We start from the raw sequence: 21,259 nt of genomic DNA on the forward strand, positions 1-21,259 counted from the left end.
GTGAGGGAAACGCCCGGTTACATTCCGAACCCGGAAGCTAAGCCTTACAGCGCCGATGGTACTGCAGGGGGGACCCTGTGGGAGAGTAGGACGCCGCCGAACAAAAATTGAGAAAACCCCCGTACCGTTATCGGTACGGGGGTTTTCTGCATTTCAGGACTTAGGTCTCGGGGCCTTTCATAAGGCCCCTCCTGTTACAGACGTCCCGCCGCCTTCAGTGCCAGATACGCATCTGCCAGGGCTGGCGCCAGTTCATCCGGAGTTTCGTCGACGACCGTGACTCCGGATCGGCGGAGCTGCTCCGCGGTGCGGTGGCGTTCACTTTGGGCCTGGGCGGCGGCTGCAGCGTCGTAGACAGCCTCGGTGTTTCCACGGGCGTTCGCCATACGGGCGATGTATGGGTCCGCTACCGATGCCATCAGAACTGTGTGGCGCTGGGTGAGTTGGGAGAGTACGGGAAGCAGGCCTTCCTCCACAGGCGCCGCGTCGAGGCTCGTGAGCAGCACGATGAGTGAGCGGCGCGGGGCTGTGCGGAGTGCGGTCGCGGTTAGGCCGCGGGCATCGAGTTCGACCAGTTCGGGTTCGAGCGTGGCCATCGCGTTGACCAGGGCCGGGAGGACGTCGCGTGCGGTGCGGCCCTGAACGAGGGCGCGGACCCGGCGGTCGTAGGCGAGCAGGTCCACCCGGTCGCCGGCGCGTGAAGCGAGTGCTGCCAGGAGCAGGGCTGCGTCCAACGAGGCGTCGAGGCGTGGGGCGTCACCCACGCGTCCCGCTGAGGTGCGGCCTGTGTCCAGGACGATCAGGATGCGGCGGTCGCGTTCGGGACGCCACGTGCGCACGGCGACTGTGGACTGACGGGCCGTGGCGCGCCAGTCGATGGAGCGAGTGTCGTCGCCCGGCACGTACTCGCGCAGGCTGTCGAATTCCGTCCCTTCGCCGCGGGTGAGCACGCTGGTGCGGCCGTCGAGCTCGCGGAGGCGGCCGAGTTTCGAGGGCAGGTGCTTGCGGCTGGTGAAGGGCGGCAGGACGCGTACTGTCCAGGGGACCTGGTGGCTGCCTTGGCGCGAGAACAGACCGAGGGGGCCGTAGGAGCGGATGGTCACTCGGTCTGCGTGGCGGTCGCCGCGGCGGCTGGGGCGTAGACGGGTGGTGGCGCGGCGGCGCTCGCCGGCAGGCACGGTCAGGTGGTGGCGCGAAGCCGCTACTTCGGTGCCGGGCTGCCAGCTGCTGGGGGGCCAGGCGTCACGCAGGCGGGCCCGGAGGAGACGGCGCGATGGATTGGTGACGGTGAGGGCCACGTCGGCGGTCTCGCCCAGGCGTACGGACGTGTCGCCGGAGCGGGTCAGGCCGAGGCGCCGTACCGGCGCTGCGAGGGCGAAGTCGCAGGCACAGGCCAGAGCCAGAGGAGCGTTCACGGCGAGGATGCCTGTCCAGCTGGGGTCCCAGATACCGACGGGGAGGGAGCCGAGGGCCGCGAGGAGCGCGGCGCGTCCGGTGAGGGCCATCAGCGGGGGACGGGGACGTGGGTGAGGATCGCGTTGATGACGGAGTCGGCCGTGACGCCTTCCATCTCTGCCTCGGGGCGGAGTTGCACGCGATGGCGAAGGGTGGGGAGGGCCAGGGCCTTGACGTCGTCGGGGATGACGTAGTCGCGGCCCGTGAGCCATGCCCATGCGCGCGAGGTGGCGAGGAGGGCAGTGGCGCCCCGTGGGGAGGCGCCCAGGGCCAGGGACGGTGACTCGCGGGTGGCCCGGCAGATGTCCACCACGTAGGCGGTGATTTCCGGGGAGATGGCCGTCTTGGCGACCGCGGCTCGGGCGGCCTCCAAGTCTTCCTGGCCTGCCACGGGGCGTACGCCGGCGGCGCGCAGGTCGCGCGGATTGAAGCCCTCGGCGTGGCGGGTGAGAACGTCGATCTCGTCCTGGCGGGAGGGCAGAGGGACCGTCAGTTTGAGGAGGAAGCGGTCCAGTTGGGCTTCGGGGAGGGGGTATGTGCCCTCGTACTCGACCGGGTTCTGGGTTGCGGCGACCAGGAAGGGGTCGGGGAGCGGGCGCGGGGTGCCGTCGACCGTGACCTGGCGTTCCTCCATGGCCTCGAGGAGGGACGACTGGGTCTTCGGGGGCGTGCGGTTGATCTCGTCGGCGAGAAGGAGGTTGGTGAAGACAGGGCCGGGCTGGAACGAGAACTCGGCGGTGCGACTGTCGTAGACCAGGGAGCCCGTGACGTCGCTCGGCATCAGGTCGGGGGTGAACTGGACGCGCTTCGTGTCGAGTTCGAGTGCGGAGGCGAGGGCGCGTACGAGCAACGTTTTGGCGACTCCGGGGACTCCTTCAAGTAGTACATGTCCGCGGCAGAGGAGGGCGACGACGAGGCCGGTCACGGCGGGGTCCTGGCCGACCACGGCTTTGGCGATCTCGGCGCGCAAAGCTTCCAGGGAAGCTCGGGCTTTGCCCGGGTCCCCGGTGTGCCTGGCGTTGTCAGTGGTCGGGTCCATCATGGACGGCGTACCTCTCTTTCGAGGGCGTCGAGTTGGTCGGCGAGGGCGACGAGGGCCGTGTCGTCGCTGGGTGGCGGGCCGAAGAGGAGTGAGTGCAGAGCCTGTCCGTCGCCGCGGAGATGGGCGGAGAGGACGGGGAGCAGGGCTTCGGGCGCGTGCGCCTGGGCGGCGGGGAGGCCTACGAGGGGGGCGAGGCGGATGCGGGTGGTGGAACGAAGAGCGGCGGCCGCGCGGTCGCGGGCGTTCGCCTTGCGGTAGAGGCGGGCGCGGCCTTCGACGGTTTCGGAGGCGCGGATCGCCACGGGAAGTTTTTCGGGCACGAGGGGGCCCATTCGGCGTGCCCGCCAGAGGGCGGCGAGGGCTGCCGCGACGAAGAGTTGCAGTGTGCCCCAGAGCCAGCCGGAGGGGAGCAGGTCGAAGAAGCCCTTTTCGCCGCCGGTGTCGGTGGCGGAGTTGTCGGAGAGCGAGGGGAGGTACCAGACCAGATGGGGGCGGGAGCCGAGGAGTTGGAGGGCGAGCGAGGCGTTGCCCTCCTTGTCGAGGTGGTCGTTGAAGAGGATGTCGGGCGCGCCGAGGACGACGGTGTCGCCGTCTCCGGGGGTCTCCGGAATGCGCAGAAGAGTGGCCAGGCGCTCGCTGCGGTAGCACTCGTCGGCGCCGAGGCGTGTGGTGGTGTAGCGGATGCCGCCCGTGTCTGCGGTGCCCGCTCGGCGGGCGGCGGGCAGTTGACAGTCGGGGGAGAGCGTCGAGTCGAAGCTGGTGGCGGGGTCCGCGGTGACGCCGGGGGCAAGCTTCTCGACGGCCGAGCTGCCCGGGGCGATGAGGACGGTGCGGCCACCGGAGCGGGCGATCGCGGAGTGCAGCCGCGTCTGTTGATGGCGCGTCAACAGGTCGGGGAGGGCGACCAGGAGTGTGCTGTTCGGGGCGGCTGCGGCGCGCGCCTCGTCCAGAGTGGTGACTACACGTGTGGACACGCCGCGGTCGGCGAGGAGGTCGGCGACGGCGCGGCTGCCGTAGGGGTCGACCGAGCGTGGGTCGAGTTCGCCGTGCCGCGTGTCGGAGCGGATCACGGCGATCACGACGGCCGCCGTCAGAAGGAGCACGACGGCGAGCGCGATGCCTCGTGCGCGGGTCCACACTTGGCGTGCCGTGGGCGAGGCCGAGGTGGACGGAAGCGTGGCCTCGGCTGTCATCCGGCGGCTCCCTGGCGGGCGTTGTGGGCCGTGCTGGGGCCGCTGCTCGCGAGCTGGGGCTTGGTGCGTTCGAGATCGCGGTCGAGTTCGGCCATGCGGTGGTACGACTGCTCGCTCGCCCTTCGGCCGCCGTATGTCACGTCGTCGAAGTCCCGGGCAGCGGCGTGCAGCCGGGCTCCGTGGTCGGGCAGTGCGTGGCCTGCTTCTGCGGTTGCCTCGTCCGCGGTGCGGCCGGGGCGGATGTCGAGGAGTGCTCGTTCCTCGAGGGAGCGGACGATGCCGCGCATGCGTTCCTGGACGGCTTGGTTCCAGTGGCCTTGGGCGGCGTGTGCGTCGGCGGCGGTGCGATGTTCGGCGGCGCTGCGGGGACGATCGTCGAACAGGACGGCAGACGAAGCGGGTTCACGCCGTGGTGTGCCCAGCCGCCACCACAGCGCGCCCAGCAACGAGAGGACGGTCACGATGACGACGACCAGGCCGAGTGTGCCTCCGGGCGTGGCGGCCGCGGCCGAGCCGAACAACTTGTCGACCCAGTCCCAGAAGGCGTTCAGGGCGCGCTGGAACAGGCTGGGGTCGTTCTCGTGGTACATGCGTTTCGACAGCTCGCGACGGGCTGCCTCACGTGCGGGATCCCGCGGGATCGTCACCGGCGGTTCGTCGCCGGAGTGCGCCAGCGACAGGACGGATGTGTTCCCGGCACGCAGCAGCGCCCGTACGGCCGACGCTGCGGCGCGCGGCAGGGCTGTGGGCACCGCTATGAGAACTCCCCCCGTCATGCTCACCGCATCAGCCCCCCGAGCCGGCGTCGGTGCCGTAGCCCTGGACACCGGCAGCGCGGGCCAGTTCGAGATCGAGGGCTTCGCGGCGGATGCGCTGGTCGATGTAGAGGAGCACGGTGACGCCGGCGTTGATCGGGAACGTGATCATGGAGCCGATCACCGAGCCGACCCCGCTGATGATGAGGAAGGTCCAGCCAAGATTGCTGCCTTCACCGTTGAGGAAGCCGACGACGCCCTCGCCGCCGAGTGCTGCGGCGAGGAACGTGAAGGGGATGACGACGATCGCCGAGATGATGTTCGCGATGATTCCGGCGAGCAACTGGATGCCGAAGACACGCCACCAAGAGCCTCGGACGAGCTTCACGGATCGGCTCATGGACTTCACGACGCCCTGTTTCTCCAGCATCAGTGCGGGCGACGCCAGGGAGAAGCGGATCATCAGCCACAGGGCGACGACGCCGGCGGCGATGCCGCCCAGGACGGCGAGTGCGACACCGCCGTCGGCGTTCCCGAAGACGGCCACGAGGATGCCGGGCAGTGCGCCCGCGAAGACGACGGCGGCGGCGATGAGGGGCAGCAGCAGGATCAGGCCGAACAGCTTCACGACCTGAGGGCGGGCGTCGCGCCAGGCCTCGCCGGTGGTCACGGGGCGGCCGAGGACCGCACGGCTCGTGACGGTGGTGAGCAGAGCGGTCGCGGCGACCGTGGCGATCAGAGAGATCAGGAGGACCGCACCGGAGCTGAGCATGGCCTCGCCCATGGCGCGGGTCAGTTCGCCCGGGGAGGAGCTCGGATCGTCGAGGGCCGCGGTACTGGTGTCGTTCAGCACCAGGCCCTGGAGCAGGATGACGAGGATCTCGGTAACGACCGCGACGGTCAGGGAGATGCCCAGCACCGTGCGCCAGTAGGTGCGCATGGTGGAGACGGCGCCGTCGAGGATCTCGCCCACGCCGAGCGGGCGGAGCGGAATGACGCCCGGTTTGGCGGCGGGAGGAGGGCCGCCCCAGCCGCCACCCCATGCGGGGTGTCCGGGGGTGCCGTAGGCCCGGAAGCCGCCGGGACCGTGGCCGCCTGCGCCGGGGGGCGGCGGGGCGCCCCAGCCGGGGCTTGGTGGCGGGGGCGACGGCGCGGGCGGGCCGGAGCCCGCGGGCCCGGTGGGCGCGGACCACTGGCCGGGTGGCGGCTGCTGCTCGGACCACTGAGAGCCGGCGCTCTGCGGGTCAGCAGCGCCCTGCGGGCCGGGACCGGGCTGGTCCGCGGGCTCCGTGGGGCTGGGCCGGTCAGTGGGGTCGGCAGGCCCGGACGCGCCGGGCTCCTGCCCGTCGGACGGGGCAGATCCGGGCGAGGCCCAGCCCGGAGTGTCTTTCATCGTCGCTCCTTCACGGTGCCCGTCCGCGGTCGCGGCGGCAGGTTGGCAGACATCGTGCCATGGGGTGGTTGCCGAGGTACCGGCCGCGGTATGGGCTGCACACCTTCAATTGTCCGCCGGATACGGGGCAGACTGATCGCATGGCTGATCAGTACGCGCAATCCGGCGAAGACAGCAGGCCGACCGAGATACCGGCGATCCGCTGGGAGGAGCCACCCGAAGGCCCCGTACTGGTGCTGCTCGACCAGACGAGGTTGCCGGCCGAGGAGGTCGAGCGAGTTTGCACGGACGCGCCCGCACTGGTGGAGGCGATCCGGTCGTTGGCCGTGCGCGGGGCGCCGCTGCTCGGCATCGCGGGAGCGTACGGTGTCGCGCTCGCCGCCGCGCGCGGCTTCGACGTGGACGAGGCCGCTTCCGCGCTGGCGGGCGCCCGACCCACTGCGGTGAACCTCGCTGTCGGTGTGCGCAGGGCCCAGGCCGCCTACCGAGCCGAGTTCGCCAGTAGCGGCGACGCCGGACAGGCTGCGGTGGCGGCGCTTGCCGCCGCACGTCGACTGCACAAGGAGGACGCCGAGGCCAGTGCCCGTATGGCCGAGTGCGGGCTGGCGCTCCTGGACGAGCTGCTGCCCGGTGGCGGGCACCGGATCCTCACCCACTGCAACACCGGGTCGCTGGTGTCGGGCGGGGAGGGGACTGCCTTCGCGGTGGCGCTCGCGGCGCACCGCGCAGGGAAGCTGCGGCGGCTGTGGGTGGACGAGACGCGTCCATTGCTGCAGGGCGCTCGTCTGACCGCTTATGAGGCGGCGCGCAGCGGCATGGCGTACACCCTGCTCACCGACAGCGCGGCGGGGTCGCTCTTCGCGGCCGGCGAGGTGGACGCGGTGCTGATCGGGGCGGACCGCATTGCTGCCGACGGTTCGGTGGCCAACAAGATCGGGAGCTATCCGCTCGCGGTGCTCGCGCGGTACCACCATGTGCCGTTCATCGTGGTGGCACCGGTGACGACAGTGGACCTGGACACCCCCGATGGGGCGTCCATCGAGGTCGAGCAGCGGCCCGGCCACGAGGTGACCGAGGTAGCGGCACCTCAGGTGCCGGTGGCGGGAGCGGAGGCAGGAGGCGGGATTGCGGTGGCACCGCTGGGTACCCAGGCGTACAACCCGGCGTTCGATGTGACGCCGCCCGAGCTGGTGACCGCGATCGTCACGGAAGAGGGTGCCGTTTCGCCCGTGACGGCTGAGGTTCTTGCAGAGCTCTGTGCCAGGTCGCGCGAGGTGACGATCAGCTAATGGGGTGATGTCGGCTCGATCGATGCGAACGGGTCCGCTGCCTGCGGTCATCAGCCCGCGGGGCCGGGCTGGGTGGAGCGGTCCGTTCTCACATGCCAGTGCCTCGGACCATCCCGAGCTGCTGCTATGTCTGGCAGCGATCGCAGACGACGGGCTGGAAGTGGGCGGCCGGTCTCAAAGCCCAAGCTCCTCAGTCGGCTGAGGAGCTTGCCGCCGAGGGAGGGGGGCCTCGGCCCGGGATGTGCGACGTGCGGGGCGGCCAGGTGAGCGACGTGGGCAGGCATGCCTTTCGGGAAACCGCTCTTCAGATCCAGCACGGCAGCAGGTCACCTTCGCTCGGGCGAGAGCGCCCTGGGCCGACCGTATGGTCAGGCTCCGCCTACCCTGGGTAGCTGACATCCGTGTCTGACATCGACGTCGCGGGACAGGGGCAGACAGTGACGGTCGAGTACGACTATCGTCACGGGCCAGTGACGCTGCTCACCTGCACCTTCACCACCGTTATGAGAATGGGATGATGTCGTTTATGAAGGGACGAGTCCTTGTCGTCGACGACGACACGGCACTGGCCGAGATGCTCGGCATCGTGCTGCGTGGTGAAGGTTTTGAGCCGTCTTTCGTGGCCGACGGCGACAAGGCGCTGGCCGCATTCCGTGAGAGCAAACCGGACCTGGTGCTGCTCGACCTGATGCTGCCCGGGCGGGACGGCATCGAAGTGTGCCGCCTGATCAGGGCGGAGTCGGGTGTGCCGATCGTGATGCTCACAGCCAAGAGCGACACCGTCGACGTGGTGGTCGGGCTGGAGTCGGGCGCCGACGACTACATCGTGAAGCCGTTCAAGCCCAAGGAACTGGTCGCCCGGATCCGGGCGAGGCTGCGGAGGTCGGAGGAGCCGGCGCCGGAACAACTGGCCATAGGTGACCTGGTCATCGATGTGGCCGGTCACTCCGTGAAGCGGGAGGGGCAGTCGATCGCGCTGACGCCGCTGGAATTCGACCTGCTGGTGGCACTGGCGCGGAAGCCGTGGCAGGTGTTCACGCGTGAGGTGCTGCTCGAACAGGTGTGGGGATACCGGCATGCTGCGGACACCCGGCTTGTGAATGTTCACGTACAGCGGCTGCGCTCCAAGGTCGAGAAGGACCCGGAGCGGCCGGAGATCGTGGTGACCGTCAGGGGCGTCGGCTACAAGGCAGGGCCCAGCTGACATGTCCGGTGACAGTGCCGCTTCGGCGCCGGGGCCGGACAGGGCCGGCGCGGTGCGGCCTGTCGGCCGGAAGACGGCGGGGGCCCGCTGGGGCCGCCTGCTGGAGGGCGGGCTGCTGCAGGGCGGAGTCCAGGGCAGCCCGGTGCTCCGTTTGTTCATGCGCTGGGTCCGGCGGCCGTTGTTGCCCGTCATGCGGCTGTGGCGGCGGAACATCCAGCTCAAGGTCGTCGCCACCACCCTGCTGATGTCTTTGGGCGTGGTGCTGCTGCTCGGATTCGTCGTCATCGGGCAGGTGCGCAACGGGCTGCTGGACGCCAAGGTGAAGGCCTCGCAGAGTCAGGCCACCGGGGGGTTCGCGGTGGCCAAGCAGAAGGCCGACGAAGCAGCGGCCGGGACCAGCGACGACGGCACGGCGGGGGACGCGCGGCAGTCGCAGAACCTCACCTCGTGGATGAGCGACCTCGTGGAGTCCCTGTCCAGTGGTGGCCAGGGCGCCTTCGACGTGGTGACACTGCCCGCGGGTGACGACAACAGCGGCGGCGGGCGCGGGCCGCGTGCTTCCGGGTACGTCGATCCGTCGGCCAGCGTGCCCGAGGACCTGCGCGCGCGGATCAACGGCGACACGACCGCCGCCCAGAGCTACACCCGCATCTTCTACTACAACAACAACGAGTCGCAGCCGGCACTCGTCATCGGCAAGCAGGTCAACGACCCCAACGGTGACCCGTACCAGCTGTACTACCTCTTCCCGCTCACCCAGGAGGAGAAGTCACTGAGCCTGGTCAAGGGCACGCTGGCGACCGCAGGGCTCTTCGTCGTCGTACTGCTCGGGGCCATCGCCTGGCTGGTGGTGCGGCAGGTCGTCACACCCGTGCGGATGGCCGCCGGGATCGCCGAGCGGTTGTCCGCCGGGCGCCTGCAGGAACGTATGAAGGTCACCGGCGAGGACGACATCGCGCGCCTCGGCGAGGCCTTCAACAAGATGGCGCAGAACCTGCAGTTGAAGATCCAGCAACTGGAGGACCTGTCGCGGATGCAGCGGCGGTTCGTCTCGGACGTCTCGCACGAGTTGCGGACACCGCTGACGACCGTCCGGATGGCCGCGGACGTCATCCACGAGGCGCGGGAGGACTTCGACCCGGTCACCGCGCGGTCGGCGGAGCTGCTGGCCGATCAGCTGGACCGGTTCGAGTCGCTGCTCGCCGACCTGCTGGAGATCAGCCGGTTCGACGCGGGCGCGGCGGCCCTGGAGGCGGAGCCGATAGACCTCAGAGAGGTCGTACGGCGCGTCGTCAGCGGTGCCGAGCCGCTCGCCGAGCGCAAGGGCACACACATACGCGTGCTGGGCGACCAGCAGCCCGTCGTCGCCGAGGCGGACGCCCGGCGCCTGGAGCGAGTGCTGCGCAACCTCGTCGTCAACGCCGTGGAGCACGGCGAGGGCAAAGACGTCGTCGTCAAGCTCGCCGCAGCCGGCGGAGCGGTCGCCGTCGCGGTGCGCGACTACGGCGTCGGGCTCAAACCCGGTGAGGCCACGCGCGTGTTCAGCCGCTTCTGGCGAGCGGACCCGGCACGCGCGCGTACCACCGGCGGTACGGGCCTTGGGCTGTCCATCGCCCTGGAGGACGCGCGGCTGCACGGCGGCTGGCTGCAGGCCTGGGGCGAACCAGGCGGCGGCTCGCAGTTCCGGCTGACACTGCCGCGGACCGCGGACGAGCCGCTACGGGGCTCGCCGATACCCCTGGAGCCCAAGGACTCACGGCGCAACCGAGGCCTCAACGACGCCGGGCTGCCGCGCGGGGGCGGGGACAAGGCCGCCACCGTGCCCGTGCAGCCGGTCGCGGACCAGATACCGCCCCTGGCCTCAAGGCTGGCCGGCGGGGCCCCCACAGCCGACCCCACGGCACTGCCCGGGAACGGCGCGCGCGTGGTGCCCCGGCCGGCTTCCGGAGCGAGACGACAGAACGAGACACCCGGCGAGGACGGGGCCGAGGCCTCGAGCCGCCCGGACACCGTGCCGGAGGAGTCGAAGAAGCAAGGGGAGGCATTTCGTGGGCGCTGACCGCGAAGGGAGCGCCGGGCGCAGACCGATACGCGCGGCGGCGTACGCCGCCTGTGGCGTCGTGCTGCTGGCGGGATGCGCCTCGATGCCCGACAGCGGAGACCTGCGCGGCGTCGACTCCACACCGCGACAGGACACCCAGGTGCGGGTCTTCGCCATGCCGCCCCAGGCCGACGCCCAGCCCTCGGACATCGTCTCCGGTTTCCTCGAGGCGTTGACCAGCGACGATCCCAACTATTCGACGGCGCGGCAATACCTGACCAACGCGGCGTCACAGGCATGGAAGCCGGGGCTGTCCAGTACGGTCCTCGCCGACGGACCCGGCATCGACGCCAACCGCCTGGGCGGCCGGGAAGGCGGCGACGACCTCTCGTTCACACTGACCGGCACGAAGGTCGCGCAGGTGGACGAGCAGCAGGCGTACTCGCCCGCCGGCGGGCCCTACGACGCGCCGATGCATCTCACACGCGACAAGAAGACCAAGCAGTGGCGCATCGACAGGCTCCCGCAGGGCGTCGTCATGGGTAAGTCGGACTTCCAGCGCAACTACATGTCTGTCAACAAGTACTACTTCGCCTCGAACGCCGCGGCCGGGGCGACAGCGCAGCCGGCGGCCGTCGCCGATCCCGTGTACGTGCGCCGACGCGTTGACCCCATGACGCAGATGGTCCGCTCGCTCCTCAACGGGCCCACGAGCTGGCTCGATCACGTGGTGCGGACGACTTTCCCCACGGGTACGGCGTTGAAGGACGGCGTCACCACGCTGACGCCCGACGACCAGAACAAGCTGACCGTGCCACTGAACGAGAAGGCCCGCCGGGTCGGTCAGGCCCAGTGCAACGAGATGGCCGCCCAGCTTCTGTTCACGCTTCAGGACCTCACCCCGGCGGTGGACCAGGTCGAGCTGCAGTCCGGCAACTCGCGGCTGTGCTCGCTCCGCGAGGCCGAAGCCGCCGCGGTGCGCGGCTCGGTGCAGCAACCCGGCTACCTGTACTTCATCGACAGCAAGAACCGGCTCGTACGGATAGGCACCGGCAACAACAGCAGCACCAAGGCCGAACCGGTGGCCGGGGCACTAGGTGAGGGCGACAAGGAACTGCGCTCGGTCGCCGTGTCGCGCGACGAGGACAAAGCTGCCGCGGTCGCCGACGACGGCAAGGAGCTGTACGTCGCGTCGCTGGTGTCGGGCGGTTCGCTCGGTGGCCCCGTGCTGACCAGCCGCGGCAAGTCGGAACCGGACCGGCTGACGGCGCCCAGCTGGGATGTGTACGGCGACCTCTGGCTGGCCGACCGCGACCCCGGCAACGCCCGGCTGCTCCTGCTGGAACAGGGCAAGGGCGAGCCGCTCGTGGTGAAGATCCCGGAGCTGGACGGCCGTATCCAGGACGTCCGGGTGGCCGCCGACGGGGTGCGCATAGCGCTCGTGGTGGCGAAGGGCAACAAGAGCTCCGTGCTCATCGGACGGATCGAGCGGCAGCAGGAGGCCGGGGAGGACCGGCCGACTGTTTCGGTGCTCGGACTGCACACCGCGACACCGGAGTTGGGGGACGTCACGGCCATGTCGTGGGCCGGGGACAGCCGGCTCGTGGTGGTCGGGCGTGAACAGGACGGACTGCAGACCATGCGGTACGCGCAGGTCGACGGCTCCACACCGGAGGGACCGGCACCCGCGGCCCTGTCCGGCATCAAGGAGATCACCGCGGCCGAGTCCGACCGGCTGCCACTGGTGGCGTACTCGGAGGACGGGATCGTACGACTGCCGACCGGGGGCCAGTGGCAGAAGGTGACGGACGGGGTGGCGCCGGTTTATCCGGGGTGACGCTCTCGTGCGGGCCGGATTGAGGGACGGCCTTGTCCACAGGGAGTTTTCCACAGGGCTGGCCGGGGGGCTCGGGCGTTGGCAGAGTGGTGGGCATGCGGGGGTGGTGGCAGGACCTCACCGACCTGGTGCTGCCGGCCGAGTGCGGAGGCTGCGGGAGGTCTCGTACGGTGCTGTGCCCGGAGTGCCGTGCCGTCCTGAGCGGGGCCGCGCCGAGCCGGGTGCGGCCGGTGCCGGAGCCGCCCGGTCTGCCCGTGGTACACGCGGCCGCCCGGTACGCCGACGAGGTGCGGGCCACTCTGCTGGCCCACAAGGAACGCGGCGCGCTGGCCCTCGCAGCACCGCTCGGCACGGCACTGGCAGGGGCTGTGCGGGCGGGGCTCAAGGAGTGGGGCGGCCAGGCGGCTGCGGGCGGTGGCGTGCCCGTACTGCTCGTTCCCGTGCCGTCCGCGCGTGCGGCGGTGCGGGCGCGGGGCCACGACCCCGCGCGGCGGATCGCACTCGCGGCGGCGGGTGAGCTGCGGCGGACCGGGACCGCGGCCCGAGTCCTCGCCGTGCTGCGGCAGCGGCGCGCCGTGGCCGACCAGTCGGGGCTCAACTCCCGGCAGCGGCTGGACAATCTCGCGGGCGCCCTGGCAGTGGCTCCCGGCGGTGGCCGGCTGCTTCGCGGCGGTCCGATCGTGCTCGTCGACGACTTGATGACCACCGGCGCATCCCTGGCCGAGGCGGCGCGTGCCGTGCGATCGGCGACGGCGCCGGAAGAAAGGACGGGCGCGTTTGAGGGGAGAGAACAAGAGGCCGCCGCGCAACGGCACTTCTCGGGGCTGGTTTCGTACGACGAAGCAACTACGGCTGTGTACACGGCGGCTGTTTGGGAAGGCACAGGGGAACGAACGGCCGGCTCGGCGGACGAAGCGCACCGTCGTATGCACTCAGTGCCAGGAATGGCGGGCGCGGGCGGCGCAGGTGACGTGGTCTGCGCAGCCGTGGTCGCCGCGCCTCCAGATTCTTTCGAAATAAACCGGAACTGACTGCCAACTTGCATCGTTGCAGGTAATGAGAGGGTCAATTCACCTGAACGGAGGTACGCCGCGGTAGAGGGTGACGACATCCGTCCGGGCGAGATATGTTCGGTTGTGAGAGAAAGGCGCAGGCCACCGCTCTCGTACCCGAATGCCGTGCTGCGGGTTTTTCACAATCACCCGTCGCGGTGGAGTGGAGATCTTGTCCGCGGGGGAGGAGGTGGAAGTCACCGAGTCCGTAGGTTCCGGAGCTCGCCGGAGCCTGGTGCAAAAGGGAGATGCTCCGCCAGTGGAGCGGAGTGATCCGGGAACGGAGTTCTGCGTGGACATCGTCGTCAAGGGCCGCAAGACCGAGGTGCCCGAGCGGTTCCGCAAGCACGTGGCCGAGAAGCTGAAGCTGGAGAAGATCCAGAAGCTCGACGGCAAGGTGATCAGCCTCGACGTCGAGGTGTCCAAGGAGCCCAACCCCCGACAGGCCGACCGTTGTGACCGAGTGGAGATCACGCTCCGCTCCCGCGGTCCGGTGATCCGGGCGGAGGCGGCGGCCAGCGACCCGTACGCGGCGCTCGATCTGGCGGCGGAGAAGCTGGATGCCCGGCTGCGTAAGCAGCACGACAAGCGGTTCTCTCGCCGTGGCGCGCGCAGGATCTCGGCAGCCGAGGTCCCCGACCACGTCCCGGGCGCGGCGACGCTCAACGGGAACGGCCACCCCGTCCACGAGGAGGACCAGGACGGAGTGCCCACCAAGAAGATCGGCTCACTGGAGGTCAAGGGCGAAGGCCCCCTCGTCGTCCGAGAGAAGACCCACGTGGCCTCCCCGATGACCCTCGACCAGGCCCTCTACGAGATGGAACTGGTAGGACACGACTTCTACCTGTTCGTCGACTCCGAGACCAAGGAGCCCAGTGTCGTCTACCGGCGGCACGCCTACGACTACGGCGTCATCCACCTCAGCACCGACCCGATGGTTGCCCAGGCGCAGTCTCCCGCGCCCGGCGGCATCCTGGGCGGCTGACCCGCGCGGCTGACGGCTGAGCCGGTGCCCCTGGAGCGCCCCGTGCGCCCCCAGGGGCACCGGTGTGCGACCCCTTCACGAGCCGCTCTGTCACCGCGTTGTCGCCCAAGCATGGAATCATGGCGGCAATGGCCCAACCGGTGGGCCGTTGCCTTGGGTTGGCGATGGCACAGCACCACAGGCCACAGCCTTCAGGGGGAGGAACGATGGCGGACAGCTTCGGACCGATGCATGACGAGGATGCCGACGGCGGCGTCGTCGGCATGGGCCCGGACGCGGGCTCTCCACGCAAGGAGCCGATCAGAGTCCTTGTCGTGGACGACCACGCCCTCTTCCGCCGGGGCCTGGAGATCGTGCTCGCGGCCGAGGAGGACATCCAGGTCGTGGGGGAGGCCGGGGACGGTGCGGAGGCCGTGGACAAGGCCGCCGACCTGCTGCCGGACATCATCCTGATGGACGTACGGATGCCGAAGCGGGGCGGGATCGAGGCCTGCACCTCCATCAAGGAGGTCGCCCCCAGCGCCAAGATCATCATGCTGACGATCAGCGACGAGGAAGCAGACCTCTACGACGCGATCAAGGCGGGTGCGACCGGTTATCTCCTCAAGGAGATCTCCACGGACGAGGTGGCCACCGCCATTCGCGCGGTGGCCGACGGACAGTCCCAGATCAGCCCGTCGATGGCGTCGAAGCTGCTCACCGAGTTCAAGTCGATGATCCAGCGGACCGACGAGCGCCGTCTCGTGCCCGCGCCGCGGCTGACGGATCGCGAGCTGGAGGTCCTCAAGCTCGTCGCCACGGGAATGAACAACCGGGACATCGCCAAGGAACTGTTCATCTCCGAGAACACCGTGAAGAACCACGTGCGCAACATCCTGGAGAAGCTGCAGCTGCACTCCAGGATGGAGGCGGTGGTCTACGCGATGCGGGAGAAGATCCTCGAGATCCGCTGACGGCCCGGCGACCCCGGTCAGCGCATTGCCGCGATGAGTGCCCGGGTCACCTCCTTGGCGAGCGGCTCATGCAGCTCCGGAGCGTCCACGTGCTCCACGCGCACGCTCGTGCAGCCGACCCAGCTCGCCGCCTCGACCAGCGCCTCCGCCACGGCCGGCACCACCTTTGGGCCGTCCAGGGTCACCTGCCTGGCGACCAGTGTGGCGCCGTCGCGGGCCGGGTCGACACGGCCGACGAGGCGGCCGCCGGCGAGGACCGGCATCGCGAAGTAGCCGTACACCCGCTTCGGCCTGGGGACATAGGCCTCCAGGCGGTGGGTGAAGCCGAAGATCCGCTCCGTGCGCGCCCTCTCCCAGATCAGGGAGTCGAAGGGGGACAGGAGCGTGGTGCGGTGGCGGCCGCGCGGCGGCGTGTCCAGAGCCGCCGGATCGGCCCAGGCCGGTTTGGACCAGCCCTCGACCGTGACCGGGAGCAGGCCCGAGCCGGCGATCACCGCGTCGACCTGCTCGCCCTTGAGGCGGTGGTAGTCGGCGATGTCCGCGCGCGTGCCGACGCCCAGGGACTGGCCGGCCAGGCGGACCAGACGGCGCAGGCACTCCGTGTCATCCAGCTCGTCGTGCAGCAGTGCCTCCGGGATCGCGCGCTCGGCGAGGTCGTAGACGCGCTTCCAGCCGCGGCGCTCCACGCACACCACCTCCCCGTACATCAGCGCCCGCTCCACGGCGACCTTGGCGCCGGACCAGTCCCACCACTCACTGGTGCGCTTGGCGCCGCCCAACTCCGTCGCAGTGAGAGGGCCTTCGGCGCGGAGCTGCTTGATGACCTGGTCGTAGACGCCGTCCGGGAGGGCGTGGTTCCAGTGCGGACGGTTTCGGTAGGCGCGGCGTCGGAAGGCGAAGTGGGGCCACTCCTCGACGGGGAGGATGCACGCGGCGTGCGACCAGTACTCGAAGGCGTGCGGGTCGGTGGAGGACGCCTTCCAGTAGGCGTCCTCCACCTTGCTGCGGCCCACCGCGCCGAGGCGGGCGTACGGGATGAGCTCGTGGGAGCGCGCCAGCACCGAGATCGTGTCCAGCTGGACCGCGCCGAGGTGGCGCAGGACGCCGCGGACTCCGGCCCTGCGGTCGGGTGCGCCGAGGAAGCCCTGGGCGCGGAGGGCGATGCGGCGGGCTTCGTCTGCCGAGAGGTCGGTGGCGGAGGGCGGGGTCGTCATGGTCCGCACGATAGGAGCCGGCACTGACAATGCGGGGTGACCTGCGAATTCGTCACTGGGTGCCCGGTGTTGAGGCGGGTGCGGGGAGATATGGCGCCGTCGACGGCAGCCCCAGGTCCGACGGCAGCAGGGCACCCACCCAGGAGTCCCGGCGCACGCCCTGGTGGATGATCGCGGAGCGCAGGACGCCCTCGACGACGAAGCCGGCGCGCTCCGCCACGGCGCGGGAGGCGGTGTTGCCGACCTCCGCACGCCATTCCACGCGGTCGACAGACAGTTGGGCGTACGCCCAGCGGCAGACCTCGACGACGGCCTCGGTGACATAGCCGTTGCCGCGGTGCTCCTTCGTGCCCCAGAAGCCGATCTCGGCCATGCTCAGCGAATGCATGGTGAGACTGAGCATGCCTACGAGTTCCTCCCCTTCGGGGAGGAACAGCGCGAAGGTGAGTATGGAACCGTTCGCCCAGCCCTTGGGGGCGAGTTCCTGGGTGAAAGTCCGCGCGTGCTCGGCGAGGTAGGGCGACGGAATGGTCGTCCAGCGCTGGATGTCGGGATCCTGGGCGGCGGCGTACACCGCGTCGGTGTCCTGGGGACCGACCGTGCGCAGGAGCAGCCGGGAGGTCGTGAGTGTGACGGGTTCCATCGGCTGATTCTCCTCGGAGGTCCGACGCGGACGCCATCTTTTCGCCGTGCGTGAGCGCGTGATCACAATTCGCGCAATTCGTGGGCTTGATGCGGCACCATCCGCAGGGCCCGTCCGTTGTCCCCTTTGAAGAAGATTTGAAGCGGTGCGCGGCGCCTTCTGCGGTCGTCGTACCGGCAGGCCTCCCGGCTTGGTGGGGTCCTCGCATACGATGGCCGTTGCTCAGCAAGTCAAATGGAAACCGACCGTCCCAGGCCCGACCGGCAAGGAGACCAACCCCCGTGTCCGTCCTCTCGAAGATCATGCGTGCAGGCGAAGGCAAGATCCTGCGCAAGCTGCACCGCATCGCGGACCAGGTCACGTCCATCGAAGAGGATTTCGTCGACCTCTCCGACGCCGAGCTGCGGGCCCTCACCGATGAGTACAAGCAGCGGTATGCCGACGGAGAGAGCCTGGACGACCTGCTTCCCGAAGCGTTCGCCACCGTCCGTGAGGCCGCCAAGCGTGTCCTCGGGCAGCGTCACTACGACGTGCAGATGATGGGTGGCGCAGCCCTCCACCTCGGCTATGTCGCCGAGATGAAGACCGGTGAGGGCAAGACCCTCGTGGGCACGCTGCCCGCGTATCTGAACGCCCTCTCCGGGGACGGCGTTCACCTGATCACGGTCAACGACTACCTGGCCGAGCGCGACTCCGAAATGATGGGCCGCGTCCACAAGTTCCTGGGCCTGACCGTCGGCTGCATCCTCGCCAACATGACGCCGGCCGAGCGCCGCCAGCAGTACGAGTGCGACATCACGTACGGCACGAACAACGAGTTCGGCTTCGACTACCTGCGCGACAACATGGCGTGGTCGAAGGACGAACTGGTGCAGCGCGGCCACAACTTCGCCATCGTCGACGAGGTCGACTCGATCCTCGTCGACGAGGCCCGTACGCCGCTGATCATCTCCGGCCCGGCCGACCAGGCCACCAAGTGGTACGGCGACTTCGCCAAGCTGGTCACCCGCCTGAAGAAGGGCGAGGCGGGCAACCCGCTCAAGGGCGTCGAGGAGACCGGCGACTACGACGTCGACGAGAAGAAGCGCACGGTCGCCATCCACGAGCCGGGCGTCAGCAAGGTCGAGGACTGGCTGGGCATCGACAACCTCTACGAGTCGGTGAACACCCCGCTGGTGGGTTACCTGAACAACGCGATCAAGGCCAAGGAGCTCTTCAAGAAGGACAAGGACTACGTCGTCATCGACGGCGAGGTCATGATCGTCGACGAGCACACCGGCCGTATCCTCGCCGGCCGCCGTTACAACGAGGGCATGCACCAGGCCATCGAGGCGAAGGAAGGGGTGGACATCAAGGACGAGAACCAGACGCTCGCCACGATCACCCTGCAGAACTTCTTCCGTCTCTACGGCAAGCTCTCCGGCATGACCGGTACGGCGATGACCGAGGCCGCCGAGTTCCACCAGATCTACAAGCTCGGCGTCGTCCCGATCCCGACCAACAAGCCGATGATCCGCATGGACCAGTCGGACCTGATCTACCGCACCGAGGTCGCGAAGTTCGAGGCGGTCGTCGACGACATCGCCGAGAAGCACGAGAAGGGCCAGCCGATCCTCGTCGGTACGACGTCGGTCGAGAAGTCCGAATACCTCTCGCAGCAGCTCTCCAAGCGCGGCATCCAGCACGAGGTGCTGAACGCCAAGCAGCACGACCGTGAGGCGACCATCGTCGCCCAGGCCGGACGCAAGGGCGCCGTGACCGTCGCCACCAACATGGCCGGTCGTGGTACCGACATCAAGCTCGGCGGCAACCCCGACGACCTCGCCGAGGCGGAGCTGCGTCAGCGCGGCCTCGACCCCGAGGAGCACATCGAGGAGTGGGCGCACTTCCTGCCCGACGCCCTGGAGCGTGCCGAGAAGGCCGTGAAGGCGGAGTTCGAAGAGGTCAAGGAGCTCGGCGGGCTCTATGTCCTGGGCACCGAGCGGCACGAGTCGCGGCGTATCGACAACCAGCTGCGCGGCCGTTCCGGCCGTCAGGGCGACCCGGGCGAGTCCCGCTTCTACCTCTCGCTCGGCGACGACCTGATGAGGCTCTTCAAGGCCCAGATGGTCGAGCGCGTGATGTCGATGGCGAACGTCCCGGACGACGTGCCGATCGAGAACAAGATGGTCACGCGAGCGATCGCGTCCGCCCAGTCGCAGGTCGAGCAGCAGAACTTCGAGACCCGTAAGAACGTCCTGAAGTACGACGAGGTCCTCAACCGCCAGCGTGAGGTCATCTACGGCGAGCGGCGCCGCGTCCTGGAGGGCGAGGACCTGCAGGAGCAGGTCGTGCACTTCATGGACGACACGATCGACGCGTACATCTCCGCGGAGACCGCCGACGGCTTCGCGGAGGACTGGGACCTCGACCGGCTGTGGGGCGCCTTCAAGCAGCTCTACCCGGTGAAGGTGACCGTCGAGGAGCTGGAGGAGGCGGCCGGCGACCGGGCCGGTCTGACCGCCGAGTGGATCTCCGAGTCCATCAAGGACGACATCCACGAGCAGTACGCCTCGCGCGAGGCGCAGCTCGGCTCCGAGATCATGCGTGAGCTGGAGCGCCGGGTCGTGCTGTCGGTCCTGGACCGCAAGTGGCGCGAGCACCTCTACGAGATGGACTACCTCCAGGAGGGCATCGGCCTGCGCGCGATGGCGCAGAAGGACCCGCTGGTCGAGTACCAGCGCGAGGGCTTCGACATGTTCACCGCGATGATGGAGGGCATCAAGGAGGAGTCCGTCGGCTACCTGTTCAACCTGGAGGTCCAGGTCGAGCAGCAGGTCGAGGAGGTCCCGGTCGAGGACGCCGAGCCGGTCGACATGGAGAAGCAGGACGCGGTGCCGGCGCAGGCGGGCGGCCGCCCGGAGATCCGCGCCAAGGGCCTGGACGCTCCGCAGCGCCGGAACCTGCACTTCTCCGCGCCGACCGTGGACGGCGAGGGCGGCACGATCGAGGGCGACTTCGTCGGTGACGAGGAGCCGGTGCGCTCGGAGGCCGACGGTCTGACGCGCGCGGAGCGGCGCAAGCAGTCGAGGAGCGGGCGCCGCCGTAAGAAGTGAGCAGCTGCGCCGTAGCGGCTTGAAGGGCCGGGTCACCTCAAGGTGGCCCGGCCCTTCGGCGTACGGCGGTGCCGACTGGAGGCAGTGCTGGACCGGTGGCCCTCCGGTCGGCTAGTCGTCACCGGTGGAGCGCGGCGGGCGCGGGCCGCCGAGTTCCACCGCCGTGCAGCGCCAGCGCAGGTCCTGGCCTCGTTCCAGGCGGAAGGCCATGGCCCGCAGCTGGTCGCCGGCGCCGATACGGGCGAAGGCCTCGACGGCACCGGGACGGGCTTCGTAGTAGCCGATGTCGCGGACGACGGGGCGTGTGCCGCGGGTGCGCAGGGGGCCGCGTTCGGCGAGCCAGGCCAGTTCGTCGTAGGCCCGGCCCGCGGTGTGCCGCAGCATCGAGTGGACGGGGCGCTGACCGCTCAGCACCGCGAGGAGAAGGTCGGCGAAGACGTCGGTGGGGCGGGGCTGGAGGACCGGCCGGAGGTGCGCACTGGCGTGGACGGCGGTGCACGGCGGGTGGTCGGCTGTGGTCCCGGCGGCTGGGGCAAGAGCGGTTTCCCCCGGGGCGGGCGCCTTGTCGGGCGGCGCCTGGGTGGTGGCGCGGGCCGCCGCGACGGCAGGTGCGCCCGGAGCCGCAGTGGTGTCGGAGGCGGGCGCCACGGCGGCCTGCCCGCCGGGAGCCGCAGTGACGGTCGCGGTGCCATGGGACGGCGTGGCCGGTCCTGGCGGGAGGCCCGGCGCGTTGAGGGCGGTGGTCAGGCTCCTGGCCGGAGCGGCAGGAGCTGTGGGCGGGCGGTTGTCGGCGGGCCCTGTGACGGTGGAGAGGCCGTCGGCCCGCGAGCCCCGCGGGCGGCCGCCGCCCGCGGCGGTGCGGGCCGGGGTTCCGCCCGGGATGCGGGGCGGAGCGCCGCCGGGGCGGCGGGAGTCGCGGCGGCCGGGAGGGCGGGCGCCGGGCTGGTGCTGCGCCCTGGTCATGATCTTGTGCATGTGCGTCCCCGTTCGGTGAGCCGGGTTGATACCGGTCGGTAACTTGGTGTTGGGGATCTTTTACGGGGCAAGAGGTGGCGACAGCAAGGACACAGGGAGCCGGGTCGGAGTGGTCGGAATCTTCACCTATCAG

Annotated in this window: 16 protein-coding genes, 1 rRNA gene and 1 pseudogene; 9 read left to right on the plus strand and 9 right to left on the minus strand. The window is 69.9% G+C overall.

Going from position 1 to position 21,259, the window contains the following annotated elements:
- A 5S ribosomal RNA gene (gene rrf / locus LJ657_RS33790) occupies window positions 1-102 on the plus strand; the annotation flags it as partial.
- A 92-nt stretch (window positions 103-194) separates the two neighbouring features.
- On the opposite strand, the gene LJ657_RS33795 is transcribed toward rrf, so the two are convergent.
- From LJ657_RS33795 to LJ657_RS49130, 6 genes and pseudogenes are all read right to left on the minus strand, one after another.
- Window positions 195-1,505, minus strand: a complete 1,311-nt coding sequence (locus LJ657_RS33795) for a DUF58 domain-containing protein (RefSeq protein ID WP_232652724.1) — start codon at window positions 1,503-1,505, stop codon at window positions 195-197.
- Window positions 1,505-2,494 carry an AAA family ATPase gene (locus LJ657_RS33800; protein ID WP_232652725.1) on the minus strand — a complete coding sequence of 330 codons (990 nt, stop codon included), beginning with the start codon at window positions 2,492-2,494 and terminating at the stop codon, window positions 1,505-1,507. Before LJ657_RS33800 ends, LJ657_RS33795 begins: the two co-directional genes overlap by 1 nt.
- On the minus strand, window positions 2,494-3,690 hold the full coding sequence (locus LJ657_RS33805; protein WP_232652726.1) for a DUF4350 domain-containing protein: 1,197 nt from the start codon (window positions 3,688-3,690) through the stop codon (window positions 2,494-2,496). Before LJ657_RS33805 ends, LJ657_RS33800 begins: the two co-directional genes overlap by 1 nt.
- A complete protein-coding gene (locus LJ657_RS33810; protein ID WP_232652727.1) occupies window positions 3,687-4,472 on the minus strand; it encodes a DUF4129 domain-containing protein in 786 nt (261 codons plus the stop codon). The genes LJ657_RS33805 and LJ657_RS33810 overlap by 4 nt, the downstream gene beginning before the upstream one ends.
- 4 nt (window positions 4,473-4,476) lie before the next feature.
- Window positions 4,477-5,229, minus strand: coding sequence for a DUF7847 domain-containing protein (locus LJ657_RS49400; protein WP_443735571.1), 753 nt, complete (start codon window positions 5,227-5,229; stop codon window positions 4,477-4,479).
- Window positions 5,198-5,389, minus strand: a pseudogene (locus tag LJ657_RS49130) (hypothetical protein); the annotation flags it as partial. The gene LJ657_RS49400 and the pseudogene LJ657_RS49130, both read right to left, overlap by 32 nt.
- A gap of 589 nt (window positions 5,390-5,978) precedes the next feature.
- Between LJ657_RS49130 and mtnA the strand changes: the two are divergent.
- The 7 genes from mtnA to LJ657_RS33850 all read left to right on the plus strand — a co-directional run bounded on the left by mtnA (window position 5,979) and on the right by LJ657_RS33850 (window position 15,199).
- Window positions 5,979-7,127: an S-methyl-5-thioribose-1-phosphate isomerase gene (gene mtnA / locus LJ657_RS33820; RefSeq protein WP_232652729.1), complete on the plus strand. Its 1,149-nt coding sequence runs from the start codon at window positions 5,979-5,981 to the stop codon at window positions 7,125-7,127.
- A 514-nt stretch (window positions 7,128-7,641) separates the two neighbouring features.
- Window positions 7,642-8,331, plus strand: coding sequence for a two-component system response regulator MtrA (gene mtrA / locus LJ657_RS33825; RefSeq protein WP_016438163.1), 690 nt, complete (start codon window positions 7,642-7,644; stop codon window positions 8,329-8,331).
- A 1-nt stretch (window position 8,332) separates the two neighbouring features.
- Complete coding sequence (mtrB, locus tag LJ657_RS33830; RefSeq protein WP_232652730.1) at window positions 8,333-10,390, plus strand: MtrAB system histidine kinase MtrB; 2,058 nt, start codon at window positions 8,333-8,335, stop codon at window positions 10,388-10,390.
- Window positions 10,380-12,209, plus strand: a complete 1,830-nt coding sequence (locus LJ657_RS33835) for an LpqB family beta-propeller domain-containing protein (protein WP_232652731.1) — start codon at window positions 10,380-10,382, stop codon at window positions 12,207-12,209. The genes mtrB and LJ657_RS33835 overlap by 11 nt, the downstream gene beginning before the upstream one ends.
- A gap of 95 nt (window positions 12,210-12,304) precedes the next feature.
- The gene (locus LJ657_RS33840; protein WP_232652732.1) at window positions 12,305-13,240 is read left to right on the plus strand and encodes a ComF family protein; all 936 of its coding nucleotides are present in this window, start codon (window positions 12,305-12,307) and stop codon (window positions 13,238-13,240) included.
- A 313-nt stretch (window positions 13,241-13,553) separates the two neighbouring features.
- On the plus strand, window positions 13,554-14,246 hold the full coding sequence (gene hpf, locus LJ657_RS33845; RefSeq protein WP_232652733.1) for a ribosome hibernation-promoting factor, HPF/YfiA family: 693 nt from the start codon (window positions 13,554-13,556) through the stop codon (window positions 14,244-14,246).
- Window positions 14,247-14,452: 206 nt separating this feature from the next.
- The gene (locus LJ657_RS33850) at window positions 14,453-15,199 is read left to right on the plus strand and encodes a response regulator (RefSeq protein ID WP_232652734.1); all 747 of its coding nucleotides are present in this window, start codon (window positions 14,453-14,455) and stop codon (window positions 15,197-15,199) included.
- Between the two features lie 17 nt (window positions 15,200-15,216).
- On the opposite strand, the gene LJ657_RS33855 is transcribed toward LJ657_RS33850, so the two are convergent.
- Entirely contained in the window at window positions 15,217-16,413 is a 1,197-nt protein-coding gene (locus LJ657_RS33855; RefSeq protein ID WP_232652735.1) for a winged helix-turn-helix domain-containing protein, read from the minus strand.
- 52 nt (window positions 16,414-16,465) lie between these two features.
- Window positions 16,466-17,056 (minus strand): GNAT family N-acetyltransferase, encoded by a 591-nt coding sequence (locus tag LJ657_RS33860; protein WP_232652736.1) that lies wholly within the window; start codon window positions 17,054-17,056, stop codon window positions 16,466-16,468.
- Between the two features lie 281 nt (window positions 17,057-17,337).
- Between LJ657_RS33860 and secA the strand changes: the two genes are divergently transcribed.
- Window positions 17,338-20,151, plus strand: coding sequence for a preprotein translocase subunit SecA (secA, locus tag LJ657_RS33865; protein ID WP_232652737.1), 2,814 nt, complete (start codon window positions 17,338-17,340; stop codon window positions 20,149-20,151).
- A gap of 111 nt (window positions 20,152-20,262) precedes the next feature.
- Here the strand turns inward: secA and LJ657_RS33870 are convergent, their stop codons facing one another.
- A complete protein-coding gene (locus LJ657_RS33870; protein ID WP_232652738.1) occupies window positions 20,263-21,126 on the minus strand; it encodes an Rv3235 family protein in 864 nt (287 codons plus the stop codon).
- Window positions 21,127-21,259: the final 133 nt, after the last annotated feature.

This window comes from Streptomyces guryensis (assembly GCF_021261325.1).
Taxonomy (GTDB): Bacteria; Actinomycetota; Actinomycetes; order Streptomycetales; family Streptomycetaceae; genus Streptomyces; species Streptomyces guryensis.